Source organism: Aeromonas genomosp. paramedia (genome assembly GCF_023093515.1).
Classification (GTDB): Bacteria; Pseudomonadota; Gammaproteobacteria; order Enterobacterales; family Aeromonadaceae; genus Aeromonas.
In genome coordinates this window covers 148,174-167,831 of sequence record NZ_JAAROG010000012.1, presented here as the reverse complement: position 1 = coordinate 167,831, position 19,658 = coordinate 148,174, and the positions used below count along the sequence as shown (strand labels likewise).

Sequence of the window (19,658 nt, the reverse complement as noted above, 5' to 3'; positions counted from 1 at the left end):
GCTCCTGGCCATTAGAGGCTGTGGCTGGCGAGATCCGTCAGCAGGGCATCCACCAGTTTCAGCCGCATGGCCCTCTCCTGGTTCGGTACCTGGAAGCGCAATCGGGTGGGGCCATCCATTTTATAGATACGTGGCTGCTCGGAGAGCAGTTTTACCAGATAGGTCGGGTTGACCCTGGTCTCCTGGGTGAAGTCCAGGTAGCCGCCGCGATCGCTCATCTCCACTCGGCGAATGCCTAGCGCCGTGGCCCGCTGGCGGAAGGCCGCGATCTCCATCAGGGTCTTGGTCGGCTCCGGCAGCAGGCCGAAGCGATCGATGAGCTCCACCTTCAGCTCGCGCAGCTCCTGCTCGTCCGCCGCACTGGCGATGCGCTTGTACATGGACAGACGCATGTTGACGTCCGGGATGTAGTCGTCCGGCAACAGTGCCGGCAGGCGTAGCTCCACCTCGGTGTGTTGGCTCATCAGTTGCTCAAGCGACGGCTCCTTGCCATGCTTGAGGGCTTCCACCGCCTGCTCCAGCATCTCCATGTAGAGGGTGAAGCCCACCGATTCGATCTGGCCGCTCTGATCGTCGCCGAGCAGCTCGCCCGCGCCCCGGATCTCCAGATCGTGGGTGGCGAGCGCAAAGCCGGCCCCGAGATCTTCCAGCGAGGCGATGGCTTCGAGCCGCTTGGCCGCATCCTTGGTCATCAGCTTGGGATGGGGGGTGAGCAGGTAGGCATAGGCCTGGTGGTGGGAGCGGCCGACCCGGCCCCGCAGTTGGTGCAGTTGGGCCAGACCGAGGTGATCTGCCCTGTCCATGATGATGGTGTTGGCGCTCGGCACGTCGATGCCGGTCTCTATGATGGTGGTGCACACCAGCAGGTTGAAGCGCTGGTGGTAGAAGTCGGACATGATGCGCTCGAGGTCGCGTTCGCGCATCTGGCCGTGGGCGATGCCAAGGCGCGCCTCCGGCACCAGCTCCGCGAGATCGCTGGCGCACTTCTCTATGCTCTCCACGTCGTTGTGCAGGTAGTAGACCTGACCGCCGCGCTTCAATTCCCGCAGCACCGCCTCGCGCACCACCGCCGGCTCGTGCTGGCGCACGAAGGTCTTGATGGCGAGCCGCTTGGCGGGCGGGGTGGCGATGATGGAGAGATCCCGCATGCCGGACATCGCCATATTGAGGGTGCGCGGGATAGGTGTTGCCGTGAGGGTGAGGATGTCCACATCGGCCCGCAGCGCCTTGATCTTCTCCTTCTGGCGCACCCCGAAGCGATGCTCCTCATCGACGATGAGCAGCCCCAGATCCTTGAAGGTGAGCTCGGAGCCGAGCAGCTTGTGGGTGCCTATGATGATGTCCACCTTGCCATCGGCCAGCTCCTTCAAGACGCTGGTCTGCTCCTTGGCGGAGCGGAAGCGGCTCAGCACCTCCACCCGCACCGGCCAGTTGGCGAAGCGGTCGCGGAAGTTGTCGTAGTGCTGCTGGGCGAGCAGGGTAGTGGGCACCAGCACCGCCACCTGCTTGCCGCCGTGCACCGCCACGAAGGCCGCCCGCATCGCCACTTCTGTCTTGCCAAAGCCCACGTCGCCACACACCAGGCGGTCCATGCTCTTGGCCTGGCACATGTCCCCCAGCACCGCATTGATGGCGTTGAGTTGATCCTCTGTCTCCTCGAACGGGAAGCTGGCGGCAAACTGGCGGTAGCTCTCCTTGTCGTGCTTGAAGGCAAAGCCGGCCCGGGCCGCACGGTGGGCATAGACGTCGAGCAGCTCGGCCGCCACGTCGCGCACCTTCTCCGCCGCCTTGCGCCGTGCCTTGACCCAGGCCTCGCCGCCGAGCTTGTGGCTGGGGGGGTTATCGGAACCCGTGTAACGACTGATGAGGTGGAGGTTGGTGACCGGCACGAACAGCTTGTCGCCACCGGCGTATTCCAGGGTGAGGAACTCGGTGGGCAGGCCGCCGGCATCCAGGGTCTCGAGCCCGAGATAGCGGCCGACCCCGTGATCCAGATGCACCACGGGCTGGCCCTGGGTCAGCTCGCCGAGGTTTCTGATCACCGCATCCGAGCTCAGGTTCTTGCTCTTCTCCCGCTGCCGCTTGCTTCTGATCTTGCCGCCGAGCAGCTCGGTCTCTGTGATGAGGGCCAGGGCCTCTGCCCCGGCGGGTTCCAGCAGGAATCCCCGCTCCAGCGGGCTGACCAGCAGGCCATGACGCGCCTTGCTCCCGACGAACTCCTCGAGGGAGGCGAACTCCCTGGGTTGCAGCGCGATCCGCGCCAGCAGATCGCCTAGCCCCTCGCGCCGCCCCTCGGACTCCACCGCAAACAGGGTGCGGCCGGCAAAGCCTTGCAGGAACTGGCTGAGGGCCAGCAGGGGCTGCTCCTTGCTGTGATCGAGCTGCAGGTCGGGCAGGGGGGCTATGGGCAAGTCGTGCTGGCCCGCACCGCCGTCGGTGGCGGCCTCCTGCAGGCGCACGGCGCCATACTGGCCCAGCGCCGCAAACAGCTGCTCCACCGGCAGGTAAATTTGCTGGGGGGGCAGCAGGGGGCGGGTGTTGTCCCAGCGCCTGTCTTCATAGCGCTGGCCTATGTCGTTCCAGAAGCGCTGGGCCGCCGGGTAGATCTCCCCCACGGTGAGCAGCAGGGTGTTGTCCGGCAGGTAGTCAAACAGGCTGGCGGTCTGGCTGAAGAAGAGCGGCAGATAGTATTCGATGCCGGCGGGCCAGCGCCCCTTGCTCACCTCCTGATAGACGGAGCCCTCCGCCCGCGACAGCTCGAACTGCTCGCGGAACTGTCCGCGAAACAGCTCGATGGCGGCCTCGTCGGTGGGAAATTCCCGGGCGGGCAACAGGCTCACCGACTTGACCGGCTCGCTGGAGCGCTGGCTCTCGGGATCGAAGGGGCGGATGGAGTCCACCTCGTCGTCGAAGAAGTCGATGCGATAGGGGCGGCTGCTGCCCATGGGGAAGAGATCCAACAGGGAGCCGCGGGCGGCGAACTCGCCGTGCTCCAGCACCTGCTCCACCGCCACATAGCCCGCCTCGGCCAGCCGTCCCCGCAACTGTTGCAGGTTGAGGCGCTGGGCGCTGGTCACCATCAGGCTGTATTTGTCGAGATAGGCCTGGGGCGCCGTGCGCAGCATCAGGGTGGAGATGGGCACGATCAGCACGCCGCTGCTCATCTGCGGCAGCGTGTAGAGGGTCTCGAGCCGCTGGGAGATGATGTCCTGATGGGGGGAGAAGGTGTCGTAGGGCAGGGTCTCCCAGTCCGGGAACATCAGCACGGGGCAACCCTGATCGGCCAGCAGGAAGCCAAGCTCCTGTTCGAGGCGCAGGGCGCTCGGGGTATCGGCGGTTACCAGCAGGACGGGGCGGTTGGCCTCCCGGGTGAGGCGGGCGGCGACCAGCGCCAGGCTGCTGCCGACCAGCTGGCCAAGAGTCAATTTCTGGCCCGCTTTGGCGGGCAAGGCGGGGAGTTTCATTGGCATCGTTCGATTCTTTTAACGTTGACGTTGGCTGTGATTAGCGCTGACGCTCTTGGGCACGCAGCTTGAGCTGTTTCGATTGCACATGCAGGCTGGCACGCACCAGCAGCTCCCTGTCATCCTCGCGGATCCGCACATAGTCGAGCACCACATGGGTGCCGTGCTCGCCGGGCTCCCGCTGCTTGACCTCGCCATAGCAGTAGACGGCGGAGGCCTCTTCCCGCAGGAAGATCTTGAGCCGCACTAGCTGGTGCAGCTGCGGCGGCTCGCCGTGCCCCTGGTGCGGGTGCAGGTAGGTGAGCTGACCGGCGCCAAAGCGCAGGGTGTGGAAGCGATGTTCGGGGTGATCCTGCGCCGCCAGCACGAAGCCCATGATCATGTCGATCTTGCGGGACTGCTGGTTGATGATCTCCACCAGATCGTGCATGGACTCGTTCTGGTTGCGCAGCAACCGGCTGCTCACCAGATCGATGGAGGTGATGGCGGAGGCGATGCGAAAGGGCTCGGGCAGCTCGGCATCAAGGGCCTCCAGCGTCGGCAGGTGAAAGTCGGCCGGCATGGGGATCACATTGACCGGCGTGGCATGGGTGACGCTGAAGAACTGTTCCTGCATGGAGGCTATCCCTTGTTGTCATAGACGATTTTTAAAGGCGCTGTTGACCTTGTCTCGCGGCGGCGTCCCCGGCCTGGCGCGGGACGCCATCTCCGGCCGTCCCCGGGGCTCTCCCGTCACTGTGGCGGCGCAACATGGCGGCGGGGGCCTGCGCATCGGGCGAAACATGGCGCCATGGGCGGCCTCTCGGGCTCAGGGGAATGGGCCATTGCGCCAGCCCCGGCGTCATCTGCTGCGGCAACGCGGCTTGCGTTGAGGCGTCAACAGACCCTATTATCCGGCATCTTATTTTGTTGGCAACGTAGATATCCTTGAAGACCGGACTTTTTCAGCCACTCTCGCTGGCCATAGGCCTGCGTTATGCAGGCTCGCGACGCAGTAACCGCTTCGTCTCCTTTATTTCCCTGTTTTCCACCTTTGGCATCGCCATCGGGGTTGCGGCCCTGATGGTGGTCATTTCGGTGATGAACGGGTTCGAGGGGCAGCTCAAGGGGCGCATTCTCGGGGTGATCCCCCACGTGGTGGTGACCAATCCGGCGGGGCGCATCGATGCCCATCCGCCCGGCCTGCCCGATCTCGACAAGTTGCCCCACGTGGTGGCCACGGCCCCCATGCTCGACAGCGAGGGCATGTTGCAAAGCCCGGGCCAGCTCACCGGGGTGAGCGTGCAGGGGATAGATCCGGCGCGCTGGCCCAAGGATGACATCCTCCATGCCCAGATGCTGGGGGGATGGCTGGACAGCCTGCAGCGCGGCCAATACCACATAGTGCTGGGGCAGGGGGTGGCCAACCGCCTCAAGGTCTCCATTGGCGACGAGGTGCGTCTCATCCTGACCGAAGGGACCCGCTTCACCCCCTTTGGCCGGGTACCGGCCCAGCGGATCTTCACCGTCTCCGGCATCTTCGGGGTCGGCGCCGACGTGGACAGCCAGGTGGCGCTGATTGCCCTGGGGGACGCCCAGCGCCTGCTGCGCCTGCCCGAGGAGACGGTGGGCGGCATCCGCCTCTGGCTCGACGATCCCTTCGCCGCCGATCAGGTGGTGAAAACCGCGCTGCCGGACGGGCTGGAGTGGCAGGATTGGCGCCGGGAGCGGGGCGAACTCTTCCAGGCGGTGGCCATGGAGAAACGCATGATGGGGCTGATGCTGGTGCTGATCATCGCGGTCGCCACCTTCAATATCCTCTCCGCCCTGGTGATGGTGGTCACCGACAAGGAAGGGGAGGTGGCCATACTGCGGACCATGGGCATGAGCGAGTCTGGGATCGTCAAGATTTTCATGGTGCTGGGGGCGTCGAGCGGCGTCATCGGCGCCCTGTTCGGCGGTCTGGCGGGGCTGGCCCTGTCGTTCGGACTCAACCCCCTGCTCGATGCGGTGGGGCTCAACCTCTATATGGCGGCGGGGGGCAGCGGTCTGCCGGTCATCGTCGAACCCGCCCAGGTCATGACCATCTTGCTGGGGGCCGTGCTGCTGAGCTTCAGTGCCACCCTCTATCCGGCGGCCCGTGCGGCCCGGGTCAAACCGGCCGAGGCATTACGTTATGAATAGCGCTGTGAATCCATCATCTTCTGTTGTTACCTCCGGTGCGAGTGCCGGCGTTGTGACTGGTGCCAATGTGGTCACCGGTATAAGTGGAGCCCCTGTTATGAATGAACCCCAGTCCTGCGAGCCTCTGCTGCGCTGTCAGGCCCTCAACCATGTCTATAAAGAGGGCAATCTGGAGACCCAGGTGCTCAAGGGGATAGATCTCTGCGTCGCCCCCGGCGAGATGCTGGCGGTGGTGGGGAGCTCGGGCTCGGGCAAGACCACCTTGCTGCACCTGATGGGGGCGCTGGACAACCCCTCGAGCGGCGCCGTGCTGTTCAAGGGGCAGGATATCCACCACTGGGACAGCAAGACCCAGGCCCGTTTTCGCAATCAGGAGCTGGGCTTCGTCTATCAGTTCCACCACCTGCTGGCCGAGTTCACCGCGCTGGAAAATACCGCCATGCCGCTGCTGATCGCCGGTGAGTCGGTGGCGAGCGCCACCGACAAGGCGACCCGGATGCTGGGGCGGGTGGGGCTCTCCCATCGTCTCAATCACAGGCCTTCCGAGCTGTCCGGTGGCGAGCGCCAGCGGGTGGCCATCGCCCGTGCCCTGGTCAACGAGCCGAGCCTGGTGCTGGCGGACGAGCCCACCGGCAACCTGGATCACGCCAGCGCCACTGCGGTGTACGAACTGCTCTGCGAGCTCAACCGGGAGCTGGGCACGGCCTTCGTGGTGGTCACCCATGACTTGAGCCTCGCCGCCAAGCTGCACCGCCGGGTGACCCTGGTGAGCGGCATCATGGCGGAGGTCGCCTGATGTTCAAGCCGCTGCCCCTCTTTCTGGGCCTGCGTTACAGCCGCTCCCGCCGTCGCAACGGCTTCATCGCCTTCATTTCCGCCTCCTCCCTGATCGGCATCGCCCTCGGGGTGATGGCCCTCATTCTTGGCCTCTCCGCCATGAACGGCTTCGAGCGGGAGCTCAAGAACCGGGTGCTCTCTGTGGTGCCCCACGGTGAGCTCATCGGCATGGAGGCGCCCCTGCCGGACTGGCCGAGGCTTCGGGACTACCTGCTGGCCCAGCCCGGGATCGAGGCCGCGGCCCCTGTCATCCGCCTCGATGGCCTGCTGGAGCACGGCTCCGCCATCAAGGGGGTGCAGGTGCGCGCCGTGCTGCCCGAGCTCGAGGCGAACCTGTCGGACGCTGGCAACTACATGACAGGGCTGGGTTTTCGTGAACTGCAGGCGGGCGATCACGGGGTGATCCTCGGCAAGACCATCGCCGACAAGCTGGGGGTCAAGATAGGTGATCCCGTGACCCTGCTGCTGCCCCAAGGGGGAGACGAGACGGGGATCAAGAATCCCCGGCGGGAGACCCTGACCGTGGTGGGGCTGCTGGAGATAGGCGGCCAGCTCGACGGCGTGCTCGGCTTCATGCACCTGGCCGATGCCCAGTCCATCACCGGTATGGGCAGCGCGGTGGAAGGCTTCAGCCTCAAGGTGAACGACGTGCTCAAGGCGCAGTCCATCACGGTGGCGGCCGCCCGCAAATTCCCGCACTACGTCTACATCAGCAGCTGGATGAGCCGCCAAGGCTATCTCTATCAGGACATCCAGATGGTGCGCACCGTCATGTACGTGGTGATGCTGATGGTGGTGGCGGTGGCCTGCTTCAACATCGTCTCCACCCTGGTGATGGCGGTGAACGAGAAGCGCAACGAGATCGCCATCTTGAAGACCATGGGGGCGAGCCCGGGCCAGATCCGGCTCACCTTCGTCATCCAGGGGATGGTGAACGGGGTGCTCGGTGCCTTGCTCGGTGCCCTGCTGGGGGGGCTGCTTTCGAGCAAGCTGACCCAGATCCTGAGCGGTATCGAAAAGCTCATCGGCCATCGTTTCCTGAACCCGGACATCTACTTCATCGACTTCCTGCCGACCGAGCTGCACATGCAGGATCTGGTGATAGTGACCAGTGCCGCCATCCTGATGAGTCTGCTGGCCACCCTCTATCCCGCCTGGCGGGCGAGCGGTCTGGTGCCCTCCCGGGAGCTGGGTCACTGATCCGCGAGCCAGCTCTGCCAAGCCTGGCAATATGCTGAAAAAGAAGGGCCCGCCGGTCTGCACCGGCGGGCCCTTCTCTCTTCTGGTCGTTCCGACTGGCTTAGTGGGCGTTGAGCTCATCGAGGGGCAGGGAGAAGCTCGCCACGAACACATCGATAAAGTAGCGCATGGCCGGGTTCATCCTGGCCTCCAGCATCTGTTCGAGGCGCTTGCGCGCGGGCTCGAACTCCCGGTTGCCTGCATTTATCTCCTCCAGACACTTGGTATAGGCACAGAGGGTGTCGGCATCCTTCACCAGCCGGGCGAGGGCGTCGTCCTGGGCAGCGGAGTCGAGCAGGGGGCGAAAGTCTTCCATCAGCTCGGGGGGCAGCATCCCCAGCAGGCGCTGTTCGGCGGCGAGTTCAATCTTCTTGTACTCGCGGGCTATCTCGGGGTTGAAGTACTTGACCGGGGTCGGCAGATCGCCGGTCAGCACCTCGCTGCTGTCGTGGTAGAGGGCCATCACGGCGGCGTGGTTGGCATCCACCTTGCCATCAAACAGCCGGTTGCTGATGACGCCGAGGGCGTGGGCCACCATGGCCACCTGCAGGCTGTGCTCGGCGATGTTTTCCGGCTGTATGTTGCGCATCAGGGGCCAGCGGTAGATGAGCCGCATGCGGGCGAGGTTGGCGAAGAAGTGGCTGGGCAGCATGGAGGACCTCGAACTGGGGCAATGAAAAAGGGCAGACCCTAGTCTGCCCTTTTTTGACATCCCAGGCATAGCCTGGCGATGCATTCTTGCTTAGCGAATATAGCGACCGGATTCGGCCTCGTGGTTGGTGACTATCATCTGGCCTATGGGGGCCAGGGCAATCAGCGCCAGCTTGAGGTGCTGGATACCGAACGGGATGCCGATGATGGTCACGAAGCAGGCCAGGGCCGAGGCGATGTGGCCTATGGCCAGCCAGACGCCGATCACCAGGAACCAGAGGATGTTGCCAATCATCCCGAGGGCCCCTGTGCCGATGTCGCTCTGGCCCGTCATTGTCTTGCGGTTGACCGCCTGCTTGCCAAACGGGAAGAAGGTGAAGGTGCCGATGACGAAACAGGCCCGTCCCCAGGGGATCCCGATCAGGGAGACGAAGCAGAGCAGCCCGGCCAGCCACCAGGCCAGCCCCATAAAGACGCCCCCCAGTACAAACCAGAGCAGATTGAACAAGAAGCGGAAAAAGGACATGTGGGTCTCTCCAGACTCATAAATTGGCAGTCACCATAGCGAGCGGCGCCGAGGGACGCAATGGCTGATGCGAGAAGGCGGACAATTTGGGTCGCAGACCCCCTGACAGCACCTCTCCCGACGACGCCGGGAGATGTAAAAAGCATAGCGTGACGTGCAAAAGGGTGAGCAAGCGCAAATTATTGCGAACCTGATGCTTGAACTCGGCGCAAGGCTTCCCCATATAGGAGGCAGTCTTGCGCAAATTGTGCTGTCTGTGCCCCGGATGGGGGATGTGCGGCTCGACGCGACCAATGTGCGCCGCTATAATGTCGCGTCATATTTTCTCATCACAAAGACAGTCGTTGTCTTTATAAACAGGAAGACTCCGGGCTTTGCCCAGGGGTAATAAGGGTCAGCACACAGTGCTGAGTTGAACGAGGTAAAAGAATGCAAGTTTCTGTAGAGACAACCCAAGGTCTGGAACGCCGTCTTACCATCACTGTACCGGCTGCTACCGTTGACGCTGCCGTGCGTAAAGAATTGAATGGCCTGGCCAAGACTCGTCGCATCGACGGTTTCCGTCCTGGCAAGGCTCCGGTTGCCATCATCAAGAAGATGTTCGGCGCCATGGCCCATGCCCGCGTTGCCGATGAAATGATGCAGAACAACTTCATCAAGGCCATCATCGAGAGCAAACTGAGCCCGGCCGGTGCGCCGACCATGGATCCGAAAGAGATCAAGGAAGGCCAGGATTTCGAATTCACCGCCACTTTCGAAGTGTACCCGGAGTTTGAAGTTGCCGGTCTCGAGAGCATCAAGGTCGAGAAGCCGGTTGCCTCCGTCAAGGATGCCGACCTGGCCAACATGATCGACACCCTGCGCAAGCAGCATGCCACCTGGTCTGACGTCGATGCCGCTGCCGCCAATGGCATGCGTGTCACCCTGGACTTCGTCGGTTCCATCGACGGTGAAGAGTTCGACGGTGGCAAGGCTGAAGGTTTCACTCTGGAACTGGGCGCCGGCCGCATGATCCCTGGCTTCGAAGACGCCATCCTGGGCAAGAAAGCGGGCGACGAGTTCACCATCGAGGTGACCTTCCCGGCTGACTACCACGCCGAAGCCCTGAAGGGCAAAGCGGCCAAGTTCGCCTCTAAGCTGAACAAGGTTGAAGAGCAGGTTCTGCCTGAGCTGACCGAAGAGTTCGTCAAGCGTTTTGGCATCGAAAGCGGCAGCGTCGAAGAGCTGAAAGCCGAAGTGCGCAAGAACATGGAGCGCGAACTGGCTCAAGCCCTGAAGAACAGCGTGAAAGAGCAGGTGCTGAACGGCCTGGTTGAAGCCAACCAGATCGATCTGCCGAAGGCTGCCGTTGCCCAGGAAATCGATGCCCTGCGTCAGCAAGCCCTGCAGCGTTTCGGTGGCTTCCAGGGCGGCAACGCTCCCGAGCTGCCGGCCGAGCTGTTCCAGGCGCAAGCCGAGCGTCGCGTACGCGTCGGTCTGCTGCTGGGTGACGTCATCCGCACCAACGAGATCAAGGCTGACGACGCCCGTGTGACCAGCATCATCGAGTCCATGGCCACTGCCTACGAAGATCCGAAGGAAGTGATCGAGTACTACCAGAAGAACGAGCAGATGCTGAACGGCGTTCGTAACCTGGCCATCGAAGATCAAGCCATCGACCTGATCCTGTCCAAGGCGCAAGTGACCGAGAAAGAAGTTGCCTTCGACGAAGTGATCAACAAGTCCGGTGCCGCTGCCTAAGAACATTTGACTTAAGGTCAAAACTGTTAAGTATAATGGCTCGTGTGATCTCCACTCGGGCCATTTTATTTTAGGGACAATGCCTTATGTACAAGAACTATAACGATGTGACTGAATCCCCACGCAATGCGCTCATCCCTATGGTGGTCGAGCAGACGGCGAAAGGGGAGCGTTCCTATGACATCTATTCCCGTCTGCTCAAGGAGCGGGTGATCTTCCTGACCGGTCAGGTTGAGGATCACATGGCGAATCTGGTGGTGGCTCAGCTGCTGTTCCTGGAGTCCGAGAACCCGGATCAGGACATCAGCATCTACATCAACTCGCCGGGTGGTGCCGTCACTGCGGGGATGTCCATCTATGACACCATGCAGTTCATCAAGCCGGACGTCAGCACCGTCTGCATGGGGCAGGCCTGCTCCATGGGCGCCTTCCTGCTGGCCGGCGGTGCCAAGGGCAAGCGTTTCTGCCTGCCTAACGCTCGGGTGATGATCCACCAGCCGCTGGGTGGCTTCCAGGGCCAGGCATCTGACATCCAGATCCATGCCCAGGAGATCCTGAAAATCAAGAATACCCTGAACGATCGTCTGGCTTTCCATACCGGACAGGACATGGCCACCATCGAACGCGACACCGACCGTGACAACTTCATGTCGGCCGAGCAGGCCGTGGCCTATGGTCTGGTTGACGGCATCCTGAGCCAGCGCGGCTGAGCAGGGTATCCCGTCCTGTTGTAAACTCAACAGGACGATCCATCCTCTATTGATAAAACGAGGTCGCTGAATGACAGAGAAACGCAAGGGTGAGGGCGACAAGCTGCTTTATTGCTCTTTCTGCGGCAAAAGCCAGCATGAAGTGCGTAAGCTGATCGCTGGCCCTTCCGTCTACGTATGTGATGAGTGTGTCGAGCTGTGCAACGACATCATCCGCGAGGAGATCCGCGAGATCTCTCCCAAGCGCGATGGTAGCGAGCTGCCGACCCCTCATGAAATCCGCGCTCATCTGGACGACTACGTGATCGGGCAGGAGTACGCCAAGAAGGTGCTGGCAGTTGCCGTCTACAACCACTACAAGCGTCTGCGCAGCGGCAGCGAGTCCGGTGGTGTGGAGCTTGGCAAGTCCAACATCCTGCTGATTGGCCCGACCGGCAGCGGCAAGACCCTGCTGGCCGAGACGCTCGCCCGTCTGCTGGATGTGCCTTTCACCATGGCCGATGCCACCACATTGACTGAAGCCGGTTATGTGGGCGAGGACGTGGAGAACATCATCCAGAAGTTGCTGCAAAAGTGCGACTACGACGTGGAGAAGGCCCAGCGCGGCATCGTCTACATCGACGAGATCGACAAGATCTCCCGCAAGTCGGACAACCCCTCCATCACCCGCGATGTCTCCGGGGAAGGGGTGCAGCAGGCACTGCTGAAGCTGATCGAAGGCACCATAGCTTCCGTGCCGCCGCAAGGGGGCCGCAAGCATCCGCAGCAGGAGTTCCTGCAGGTTGATACCTCCAAGATCCTCTTCATCTGTGGTGGCGCCTTCGCCGGCCTGGACAAGGTGATCGAGCAGCGTTCCGTCAAGGGGACCGGCATCGGCTTTGGTGCCGACGTCAAATCCAAGAATGCCAAGGCGACCCTGAGTGAGAACTTTGCCAAGGTGGAGCCGGAAGATCTGATCAAGTACGGTCTCATCCCCGAGTTCATCGGTCGTCTGCCGGTAGTGGCGACCCTCACCGAGCTGGACGAAGCGGCCCTCATCCAGATCCTGAAGGAGCCGAAGAACGCGCTGACCAAGCAGTACGCCGCGTTGTTTGCCCTGGAAGAGGTGGAGCTGGAGTTCCGTGACGACGCCCTGAACGCCATCGCGCGCAAGGCGATGGAGCGCAAGACCGGTGCCCGTGGCCTGAGATCCATCGTCGAAGCCGTGTTGCTCGACACCATGTATGACCTGCCCTCCCTGGAAGGGGTCAGCAAGGTGGTGATCGACGAGACGGTGATCAAGGGGGACTCCGCCCCCCTGATGATCTACGACAATCCCGAGACACAGGCCGCCGCGTCAGAGTAACTGACTGATTTTTAATCACATAAAGGGGCATTTTGCCCCTTTCATGCTTTTTACGGCCAAGGCGATTGAATCTCATCTTTGCGCCCCCATATACTCAGCCAAGCGCTTTGCCAACGGTATAACAAGCCGAGAGGACATATATGAACCTAGAGCGTTCAGAACGCATCGAGATTCCCGTCCTGCCTCTTCGTGACGTGGTGGTTTACCCCCACATGGTCATTCCACTCTTTGTGGGGCGGGAAAAATCCATTCGCTGTCTGGAAGCGGCCATGGAGCAGGACAAGAAAGTCCTGCTGGTGGCCCAGAAGGATGCGTCAACTGACGAGCCGACGGTGGAGGAGATCTTCTCCGTCGGGACAGTGGCCAACATTTTGCAGATGCTCAAGCTGCCTGACGGCACCGTCAAGGTGCTGGTGGAAGGGGGCCAGCGTGCCCGTCTTGAGCGGATGATCGATGACAAGGACTTCTTCGTCGGTGAGGCGCAGTACATAGCGTCTGCCCCCATCGAGGAGAAGGATCAGGATGTGCTGGTGCGCTCCGCCATCGGCCAGTTTGAAGGCTACATCAAGCTCAACAAGAAGATCCCGCCCGAGGTGCTGACCTCGATCTCGGCGATCGACGATGCGGCGCGCCTGGCTGACACCATGGCGGCCCACATGCCGCTCAAGCTCGAAGACAAGCAGAAGGTGCTGGAAATCGCCTCTGTGTCCGAGCGCATCGAGTTTCTGATGGCCATGATGGAGTCGGAGATCGATCTGTTGCAGGTCGAGAAGCGCATCCGCTCCCGGGTCAAGAAGCAGATGGAGAAGAGCCAGCGGGAGTACTACCTCAACGAGCAGATGAAGGCCATCCAGAAAGAGCTGGGTGAGCTGGAAGACAGCCCGGACGAATTCGAAGCCCTCAATCGCAAGATTGACGAGGCGGGGATGCCGGACGATGCCCGTGAGAAGGCCCTGGCCGAGCTTGCCAAGCTGAAGATGATGTCCCCCATGTCCGCAGAAGCCACAGTGGTGCGCAGCTATGTGGACTGGATGGTGCAGGTGCCGTGGAAGGCCCGCTCCAAGGTCAAGAAGGATCTCGCCAAGGCCCAAGAGGTGCTGGATTCGGATCACTATGGCCTGGACAAGGTCAAGGATCGCATCCTCGAGTACCTGGCGGTGCAGGCGCGGGTGAACAAGCTCAAGGGCCCCATCCTCTGTCTGGTCGGGCCTCCCGGTGTGGGCAAGACCTCGCTCGGTCAGTCCATCGCCAAGGCGACCGGTCGCAAGTACGTGCGCATGGCGCTCGGCGGCGTGCGTGACGAGGCGGAGATCCGCGGTCACCGCCGCACCTATATCGGCTCCATGCCCGGCAAGCTCATCCAGAAGATGGCGAAGGTCGGCGTGAAGAACCCGCTGTTCCTGCTCGATGAAATCGACAAGATGAGCTCGGACATGCGCGGCGATCCCGCTTCCGCCCTGCTGGAAGTGCTGGATCCCGAGCAGAACAGCAGCTTCAACGATCACTATCTGGAAGTGGATTATGACCTGTCGGACGTGATGTTCGTGGCCACCTCCAACTCCATGAACATCCCGGGTCCGCTGCTGGACCGGATGGAAGTGATCCGTCTGTCCGGTTACACCGAGGACGAGAAGCTCAACATCGCCAAGCAGCACCTGGTGGCCAAGCAGATCCAGCGCAACGGCCTGAAGGAGTCCGAGATCACCATCGAAGACTCCGCCCTGATCGGCGTCATCCGCTACTACACCCGCGAGGCGGGGGTGCGTAGCCTGGAGCGCGAGATCTCCAAGATCTGTCGCAAGGCGGTCAAACGCATCCTGCTGGACAAGAGCATCAAGCATGTTCAGGTCAATCAGGAGAACCTCAAGGAGTTCCTCGGGGTACAGCGTTTCGATTACGGCAAGGCCACCGATCAGAACCAGATCGGTCAGGTGTGCGGGCTGGCGTGGACCGAAGTGGGGGGCGATCTGCTCACCATCGAGACCACCAACATGCCGGGCAAGGGCAAGCTCACTTATACCGGTTCCCTCGGTGACGTGATGCAGGAGTCCATCCAGGCCGCCATGACGGTGGTGCGGGCCCGTGCCGAGAAGCTGCGCATCAATGCCGACTTCTACGAGAAGCGCGACATCCACGTGCACGTGCCGGAAGGGGCGACCCCGAAGGACGGCCCGAGCGCCGGTATCGCCATGTGTACCGCCCTGGTCTCCAGCCTCACCGGCAACCCGGTGCGTGCCGACGTGGCCATGACCGGCGAGATCACCCTGCGGGGCGAAGTGCTGCCCATCGGGGGGCTCAAGGAGAAACTGCTGGCGGCTCACCGTGGCGGTATCAAGCGGGTGCTCATCCCGAAAGAGAACGAACGCGATCTCGAGGAGATCCCGGACAATGTCAAACAAGACCTTGAAATTTATCCGGTTCGCTGGATTGATGAGGTGCTTGCACTGGCGTTGCAGGACAATCCGCAGGGTTTCGAACGCGTTTCTGTCGTGTAAATGTTGATGCGCCGCAAATTTGGCGCATTCGGGGGGTGGTTAAGGCTTGCATGCGCCGGATAACGGAAGTAGCCTTGACCACCGATCGGGTACTCATGATGAGTCGCAATGCGTGATGTGGCGCGGGTTTGCGCCAGATTGTCACTTGCAACTGATCAGGAGGCTTGTTATAAAACCTCCACTTGTTGTGGCCAGGGAAATCAGTGCCGCAGCGATGTTCGATAAAAGGGGAATATAAGAGTGAATAAATCTCAACTGATTGACAAGATTGCAGACGGTGCTGATATCTCCAAAGCTGCCGCTGGTCGTGCGCTGGATGCTTTCATTGACGCCGTTGGTGAAGCCCTGAAAGAGGGTGACCAGGTTGCTCTGGTTGGCTTCGGTACTTTCGCCGTTCGCGAGCGTGCCGCTCGTTCTGGCCGTAACCCGCAAACTGGTGCGACCATCGAAATCGCTGCCGGTAAAGTTCCTGCCTTCAAAGCCGGCAAGGCCCTGAAAGACGCGGTCAACTAAGCCGGGCGCTGATTTTCATCGGCTCCGACCTTGGTCGCTGACCAGACAAGTGAGAGGGCTCTCCCTCATACTGATTGACCAAGGCGCATCGCAATCGGTGCGCCTTTTCATTATTCATGCCCATCGAGTTCGGGAGCATAAGTACAAACATGATGTTGGATAAACTACGCGAAGGGGCGCAGGGCAAGGTAGCCAAGGTTATCTTGGGCCTGATCATCCTCTCCTTTGCCTTGGCCGGTGTAGGCAGCTACCTCAATGGCCCGGCACGTACCGCCCCCGCTACCGTCAACGGCAATGACATCAGTGCCCCCGCACTGGAGAATGCCTATCGCAACGAGCGGGCCCGCATGGAATCCCAAATGGGTGAGGCCTTCAACCAGCTGGCCGCCAACCCCGACTACATGAAACAGTTCCGCCGCGGCGTGCTGGACCGGCTGATCGATCAGGCGCTGATCGATGACAAGGCCCGTCAGCTCGGCCTGCGGGTCAGTGACGAGCAGATCAAGCAGGCCATCGTCGCCATGCCGGAGTTTGCCGAGGACGGCAAGTTCAACAACGATCGCTACCTGCAGCTGATCCGCCGTGCCGGCATGACCCCCGAGATGTTCCGCGACTCCCTGCGCCAGGACATGGTGCGCCAGCAACTGATGGGCGCCGTGCTGGGCTCCGAGTTCGCCCTCAAGGGCGAGGCCGAGCAGCTCGACAAGCTCTACAACCAGACCCGGGATCTGCGCCTGGTGCGCCTGGCTGCCTCCGCCTACCTGGGTGAGGTCGAGGTGAGCGACGCCGAGGTGGATCAGTTCTACAAGACCAACAGCGGCCGCTTCATGAACGACGAGAAGGTCAAGGTCGACTACCTGCTGCTGGATGCGGCCAACCTCGGCAAGAACATCAAGGTGACCGAGCAGGATGCCCAGGATTACTACGATCAGCACCAGGACCTGTTCCAGCGTGCCGAGCGTCGCCGCGTGGCACACATCCTGATCCCCTTTGGCAAGGATGAGAAGGCGGCCCAGCAGAAGGCTGACGAGCTGCTGGCCAAGGTCAAGGGCGGTGAAGACTTCGCGACCCTGGCCAAAGCCAACTCCAGCGATACCTTCTCCGCCAAGAAGGGCGGCGAACTGGACTGGTTCGAGAAAGGGGTGATGGATCCTGCCTTCGAGCAGGCTGCCTTTGCGCTGGCCAAGGCCGGCGATCTCTCCACCGTGGTGAAGAGCCCGTTTGGTTTCCACATCATCAAGCTGCTGGCCGTCGAGCCTGGCAAGACCAAGCCGTTCGTGGATGTGATGAGCGAAACCATCGCCCGTCTGCAAGCGGACAAGGCCAAGGAGCTGTTCTTCGCCGAGCAGCAGAAGATGGCCGACAGCAGCTTCGAGAACCCGGACTCCCTGGATCTGACTGCCGAAGCCATGGGTCTGAAGGTGATCTCGTCTGATTACTTCAGCCAGGCCGATGCCCAGGCGCCCCTCAATGATCCCAAGGTGCTTGCGGCTGCCTTCTCCGAGCAATTGCGCGACGAGAACACCAACTCCGACGTGATCGAGCTCTCCGATGGCAAGGCGCTGGTGCTGCACATCATGGGTCACCAGCCCAAGGCGGCCAAGCCGCTGGCGGAGATCAAGGATCAGGTGATTGCGGCCATCAAGCATGAGAAGGCCAGCGAAGTGGCCCGTGGCAAGGCCCAGGGCCTGCTGGACAAGCTGCACGCCGGCGAGGACATCCAGGCCGATCTGACCGCCCTCGGGCTGAAGGTGGAGAGCCACAAGGGTGTCTCCCGCTTCGCCCAGGAGATGGATCAGAACCTGCTGGCCCAGGCGTTCCGCATGCCCCATCCGAAGGATGGCAAGCCGAGTGTCGAGCTGGTGGCCGAAGCCAATGGCGATCGCGTGGTGGTGGCGCTGGACAAGGTCAATGTGACCAAGGAGCCTTCCCAGATGGTGAGCCTGCTGCAAGGCCAGCTCGGTCAGGGCAAGGCCCAGGCCGACTACAAGTCGCTGATCGACGAGCTGCGCAAAGCGGCCAAGATTGAGTACTTCACCGACGTGGAGGCGACCGTCGAGTAATCGATACACGCCCTCAATTGAAAACGGCTCCTTGATGGAGCCGTTTTTTTATGTCCCGAACACGTGTCCGCTCGGCAAGCGCGGGCGGGCTGAAGAGGGGTGAGGCCTGACACCGGCTTGTGCTGTCTATCCTGGGATAAGCCGGACGGCTGCATGGGAGTGCGCGGCTCTTGCACAGCACTCTTGCTCCCCAATCCTTCCCTTGCCGTGGGGGACGCTCGCAGGGGTGCACGGAGGCATAAAAAAACCGGCGCCACTGGCGCCGGTTTCACGATGTAAGACCCGGGGGTTACACCACGCCCTGACTGCGCAGGTAATCCTCGTAGGTGCCGCCGAAGTCGCGGATGCCGTTCTCGGTCAGTTCCATGATACGGGTCGCCAGGGACGACACGAACTCACGGTCGTGAGAGACGAAGATCAGGGTGCCCTGATACATCTCCAGCGCCAGGTTCAAGGATTCGATGGATTCCATGTCCAGGTGGTTGGTCGGCTCATCCATGATCAGGATGTTGGGACGCTGCATCATCAGCTTGCCGAACAGCATGCGGCCCTGCTCGCCACCGGAGAGCACCTTGACCGGCTTCTTGATGTCGTCCTGGGAGAACAGCAGACGACCCAGCACCGAGCGTACCGCCTGCTCGTCTTCGTTGGGCTGCTTCCACTGGGACATCCAGTCGAACACGTTGAGATCGGTGTCGAAATCGTCGGCGTGATCCTGGGCGTAGTAGCCGATCTGGGCATTCTCGGACCACTTGATGGTGCCGCTGTCCGGTGCCAGCTCGCCCATGAGGGTCTTGATCAGGGTGGATTTACCGATGCCGTTGGTACCCAGGATGGCGACCTTCTCGCCCACTTCCAGCATCATGCTCAGGCCCTTGAATAGCGGCTCCTCACCATACCCCTTGGACAGCCCTTCGATCTCCAGGATGTTGCGGTAGAGCTTCTTCTCCTGCTCGAAGCGGATGAAGGGGTTCTGACGGCTGGAGACCTTCACTTCCTCGATCTTGATCTTGTCGATCTGCTTGAGGCGGGAGGTGGCCTGGCTCGACTTGGAGGCGTTGGCACTGAAACGGGAGACGAAGGATTGCAGATCGGCAATCTGGGCCTTCTTCTTGGCGTTGTCGGCGATCAGACGCTCGCGGGCCTGGGTGGCCGCCGTCATGTATTCGTCGTAGTTGCCCGGGTAGACGCGCAGCTCGCCGTAGTCCAGATCCGCCATGTGGGTGCAGACGGAGTTCAGGAAGTGACGGTCGTGAGAGATGATGATCATGGTGCTTTCACGATCGTTGAGCACCTGCTCCAGCCAGCGGATGGTGTTGATGTCCAGGTTGTTGGTCGGTTCGTCCAGCAGCAGGATGTCGGGGTTGGAGAACAGCGCCTGTGCCAGCAGCACCCGCAGTTTCCAGCCCGGGGCCACTTCGCTCATGGGGCCGTTGTGCAGCTCGATGGGGATGCCGGCACCCAGCAGCAGCTCGCCGGCGCGGGATTCGGCGGTATAGCCGTCATACTCGGCGACCAGGCCTTCCAGCTCGGCGGCTTTCATGTAGTCGTCGTCGGTGGCTTCCAGATTGGCGTAGATGGCATCGCGCTCGGCGATGGCGGCCCACAGCTCGCTATGACCCATCATGACCACGTCCAGCACGCGCATCTCTTCGTAGGCGAACTGATCCTGGCGCAACTTACCGATGCGCTCGTTGACGTCCAGGCTCACATTACCGCCAGTGGGCTCCAGATCGCCGCCGAGGATCTTCATGAAGGTGGACTTGCCACAGCCGTTTGCGCCGATGAGGCCGTAGCGGTTGCCGCCGCCAAACTTGACGCTGATGTTCTCAAACAGCGGCTTGGCGCCGAACTGCATGGTGATGTTGTTGCTGCTTAACAAAGGAGATGTCCCGGGTTGTCTGTCAAATGG

14 protein-coding genes are annotated in these 19,658 nt (G+C 61.7%); 9 read left to right on the top strand and 5 right to left on the bottom strand.

Annotated elements, in window-relative coordinates; all coding sequences use genetic code 11:
* Positions 1-11: 11 nt before the first annotated feature.
* Together mfd and HB860_RS08060 are read right to left on the bottom strand one after the other, a co-directional pair.
* Positions 12-3,464: a transcription-repair coupling factor gene (mfd, locus tag HB860_RS08065; RefSeq protein ID WP_247626355.1), complete on the bottom strand. Its 3,453-nt coding sequence runs from the start codon at positions 3,462-3,464 to the stop codon at positions 12-14.
* Between the two features lie 40 nt (positions 3,465-3,504).
* Positions 3,505-4,080 carry a PilZ domain-containing protein gene (locus HB860_RS08060; protein ID WP_025326811.1) on the bottom strand — a complete coding sequence of 192 codons (576 nt, stop codon included), beginning with the start codon at positions 4,078-4,080 and terminating at the stop codon, positions 3,505-3,507.
* A gap of 311 nt (positions 4,081-4,391) precedes the next feature.
* On the opposite strand from HB860_RS08060, the gene HB860_RS08055 reads away from it, so the two are divergent.
* The 3 genes from HB860_RS08055 (at position 4,392) to lolE (ending at position 7,664) form a co-directional block, all read left to right on the top strand.
* The gene (locus HB860_RS08055; protein ID WP_247626292.1) at positions 4,392-5,627 is read left to right on the top strand and encodes a lipoprotein-releasing ABC transporter permease subunit; all 1,236 of its coding nucleotides are present in this window, start codon (positions 4,392-4,394) and stop codon (positions 5,625-5,627) included.
* Between the two features lie 97 nt (positions 5,628-5,724).
* On the top strand, positions 5,725-6,423 hold the full coding sequence (gene lolD, locus HB860_RS08050) for a lipoprotein-releasing ABC transporter ATP-binding protein LolD (protein ID WP_042650389.1): 699 nt from the start codon (positions 5,725-5,727) through the stop codon (positions 6,421-6,423).
* On the top strand, positions 6,423-7,664 hold the full coding sequence (gene lolE, locus HB860_RS08045; protein WP_247626291.1) for a lipoprotein-releasing ABC transporter permease subunit LolE: 1,242 nt from the start codon (positions 6,423-6,425) through the stop codon (positions 7,662-7,664). The genes lolD and lolE overlap by 1 nt, the downstream gene beginning before the upstream one ends.
* Positions 7,665-7,764: 100 nt before the next feature.
* Here lolE and yfbR read toward each other — a convergent pair whose 3' ends face one another.
* A complete protein-coding gene (gene yfbR / locus HB860_RS08040) occupies positions 7,765-8,355 on the bottom strand; it encodes a 5'-deoxynucleotidase (protein WP_139439396.1) in 591 nt (196 codons plus the stop codon).
* A 90-nt stretch (positions 8,356-8,445) separates the two neighbouring features.
* Positions 8,446-8,880 carry a YccF domain-containing protein gene (locus HB860_RS08035; protein WP_106886933.1) on the bottom strand — a complete coding sequence of 145 codons (435 nt, stop codon included), beginning with the start codon at positions 8,878-8,880 and terminating at the stop codon, positions 8,446-8,448.
* 429 nt (positions 8,881-9,309) lie between these two features.
* Between HB860_RS08035 and tig the strand changes: the two genes are divergently transcribed.
* From tig to ppiD, 6 genes are all read left to right on the top strand, one after another.
* Positions 9,310-10,620, top strand: a complete 1,311-nt coding sequence (gene tig, locus HB860_RS08030; protein ID WP_025326817.1) for a trigger factor — start codon at positions 9,310-9,312, stop codon at positions 10,618-10,620.
* 86 nt (positions 10,621-10,706) lie between these two features.
* Complete coding sequence (gene clpP, locus HB860_RS08025) at positions 10,707-11,330, top strand: ATP-dependent Clp endopeptidase proteolytic subunit ClpP (RefSeq protein ID WP_005324106.1); 624 nt, start codon at positions 10,707-10,709, stop codon at positions 11,328-11,330.
* A 70-nt stretch (positions 11,331-11,400) separates the two neighbouring features.
* Positions 11,401-12,675 carry an ATP-dependent protease ATP-binding subunit ClpX gene (gene clpX, locus HB860_RS08020; RefSeq protein WP_005324108.1) on the top strand — a complete coding sequence of 425 codons (1,275 nt, stop codon included), beginning with the start codon at positions 11,401-11,403 and terminating at the stop codon, positions 12,673-12,675.
* A gap of 140 nt (positions 12,676-12,815) precedes the next feature.
* Entirely contained in the window at positions 12,816-15,170 is a 2,355-nt protein-coding gene (gene lon, locus HB860_RS08015; protein WP_247626290.1) for an endopeptidase La, read from the top strand.
* Positions 15,171-15,410: 240 nt separating this feature from the next.
* Positions 15,411-15,683, top strand: a complete 273-nt coding sequence (hupB, locus tag HB860_RS08010; RefSeq protein ID WP_005315375.1) for a nucleoid-associated protein HU-beta — start codon at positions 15,411-15,413, stop codon at positions 15,681-15,683.
* Positions 15,684-15,832: 149 nt separating this feature from the next.
* Positions 15,833-17,746: a peptidylprolyl isomerase gene (gene ppiD / locus HB860_RS08005; RefSeq protein WP_247626289.1), complete on the top strand. Its 1,914-nt coding sequence runs from the start codon at positions 15,833-15,835 to the stop codon at positions 17,744-17,746.
* A gap of 289 nt (positions 17,747-18,035) precedes the next feature.
* On the opposite strand, the gene HB860_RS08000 is transcribed toward ppiD, so the two are convergent.
* Positions 18,036-19,628 carry an ABC-F family ATPase gene (locus HB860_RS08000; RefSeq protein WP_247626288.1) on the bottom strand — a complete coding sequence of 531 codons (1,593 nt, stop codon included), beginning with the start codon at positions 19,626-19,628 and terminating at the stop codon, positions 18,036-18,038.
* Positions 19,629-19,658: the final 30 nt, after the last annotated feature.

Bases quoted from the DNA above. Each gene is read 5' to 3' on its own strand.
- HB860_RS08035 (WP_106886933.1), bottom strand. From the start codon at position 8,880: ATGTCCTTTTTCCGCTTCTTGTTCAATCTGCTCTGGTTTGTACTGGGG.
- mfd (WP_247626355.1), bottom strand. From the start codon at position 3,464: ATGAAACTCCCCGCCTTGCCCGCCAAAGCGGGCCAGAAATTGACTCTT.
- tig (WP_025326817.1), top strand. From the start codon at position 9,310: ATGCAAGTTTCTGTAGAGACAACCCAAGGTCTGGAACGCCGTCTTACC.
- yfbR (WP_139439396.1), bottom strand. From the start codon at position 8,355: ATGCTGCCCAGCCACTTCTTCGCCAACCTCGCCCGCATGCGGCTCATC.
- clpP (WP_005324106.1), top strand. From the start codon at position 10,707: ATGTACAAGAACTATAACGATGTGACTGAATCCCCACGCAATGCGCTC.
- ppiD (WP_247626289.1), top strand. From the start codon at position 15,833: ATGATGTTGGATAAACTACGCGAAGGGGCGCAGGGCAAGGTAGCCAAG.
- lolE (WP_247626291.1), top strand. From the start codon at position 6,423: ATGTTCAAGCCGCTGCCCCTCTTTCTGGGCCTGCGTTACAGCCGCTCC.
- clpX (WP_005324108.1), top strand. From the start codon at position 11,401: ATGACAGAGAAACGCAAGGGTGAGGGCGACAAGCTGCTTTATTGCTCT.
- HB860_RS08060 (WP_025326811.1), bottom strand. From the start codon at position 4,080: ATGCAGGAACAGTTCTTCAGCGTCACCCATGCCACGCCGGTCAATGTG.
- lon (WP_247626290.1), top strand. From the start codon at position 12,816: ATGAACCTAGAGCGTTCAGAACGCATCGAGATTCCCGTCCTGCCTCTT.
- lolD (WP_042650389.1), top strand. From the start codon at position 5,725: ATGAATGAACCCCAGTCCTGCGAGCCTCTGCTGCGCTGTCAGGCCCTC.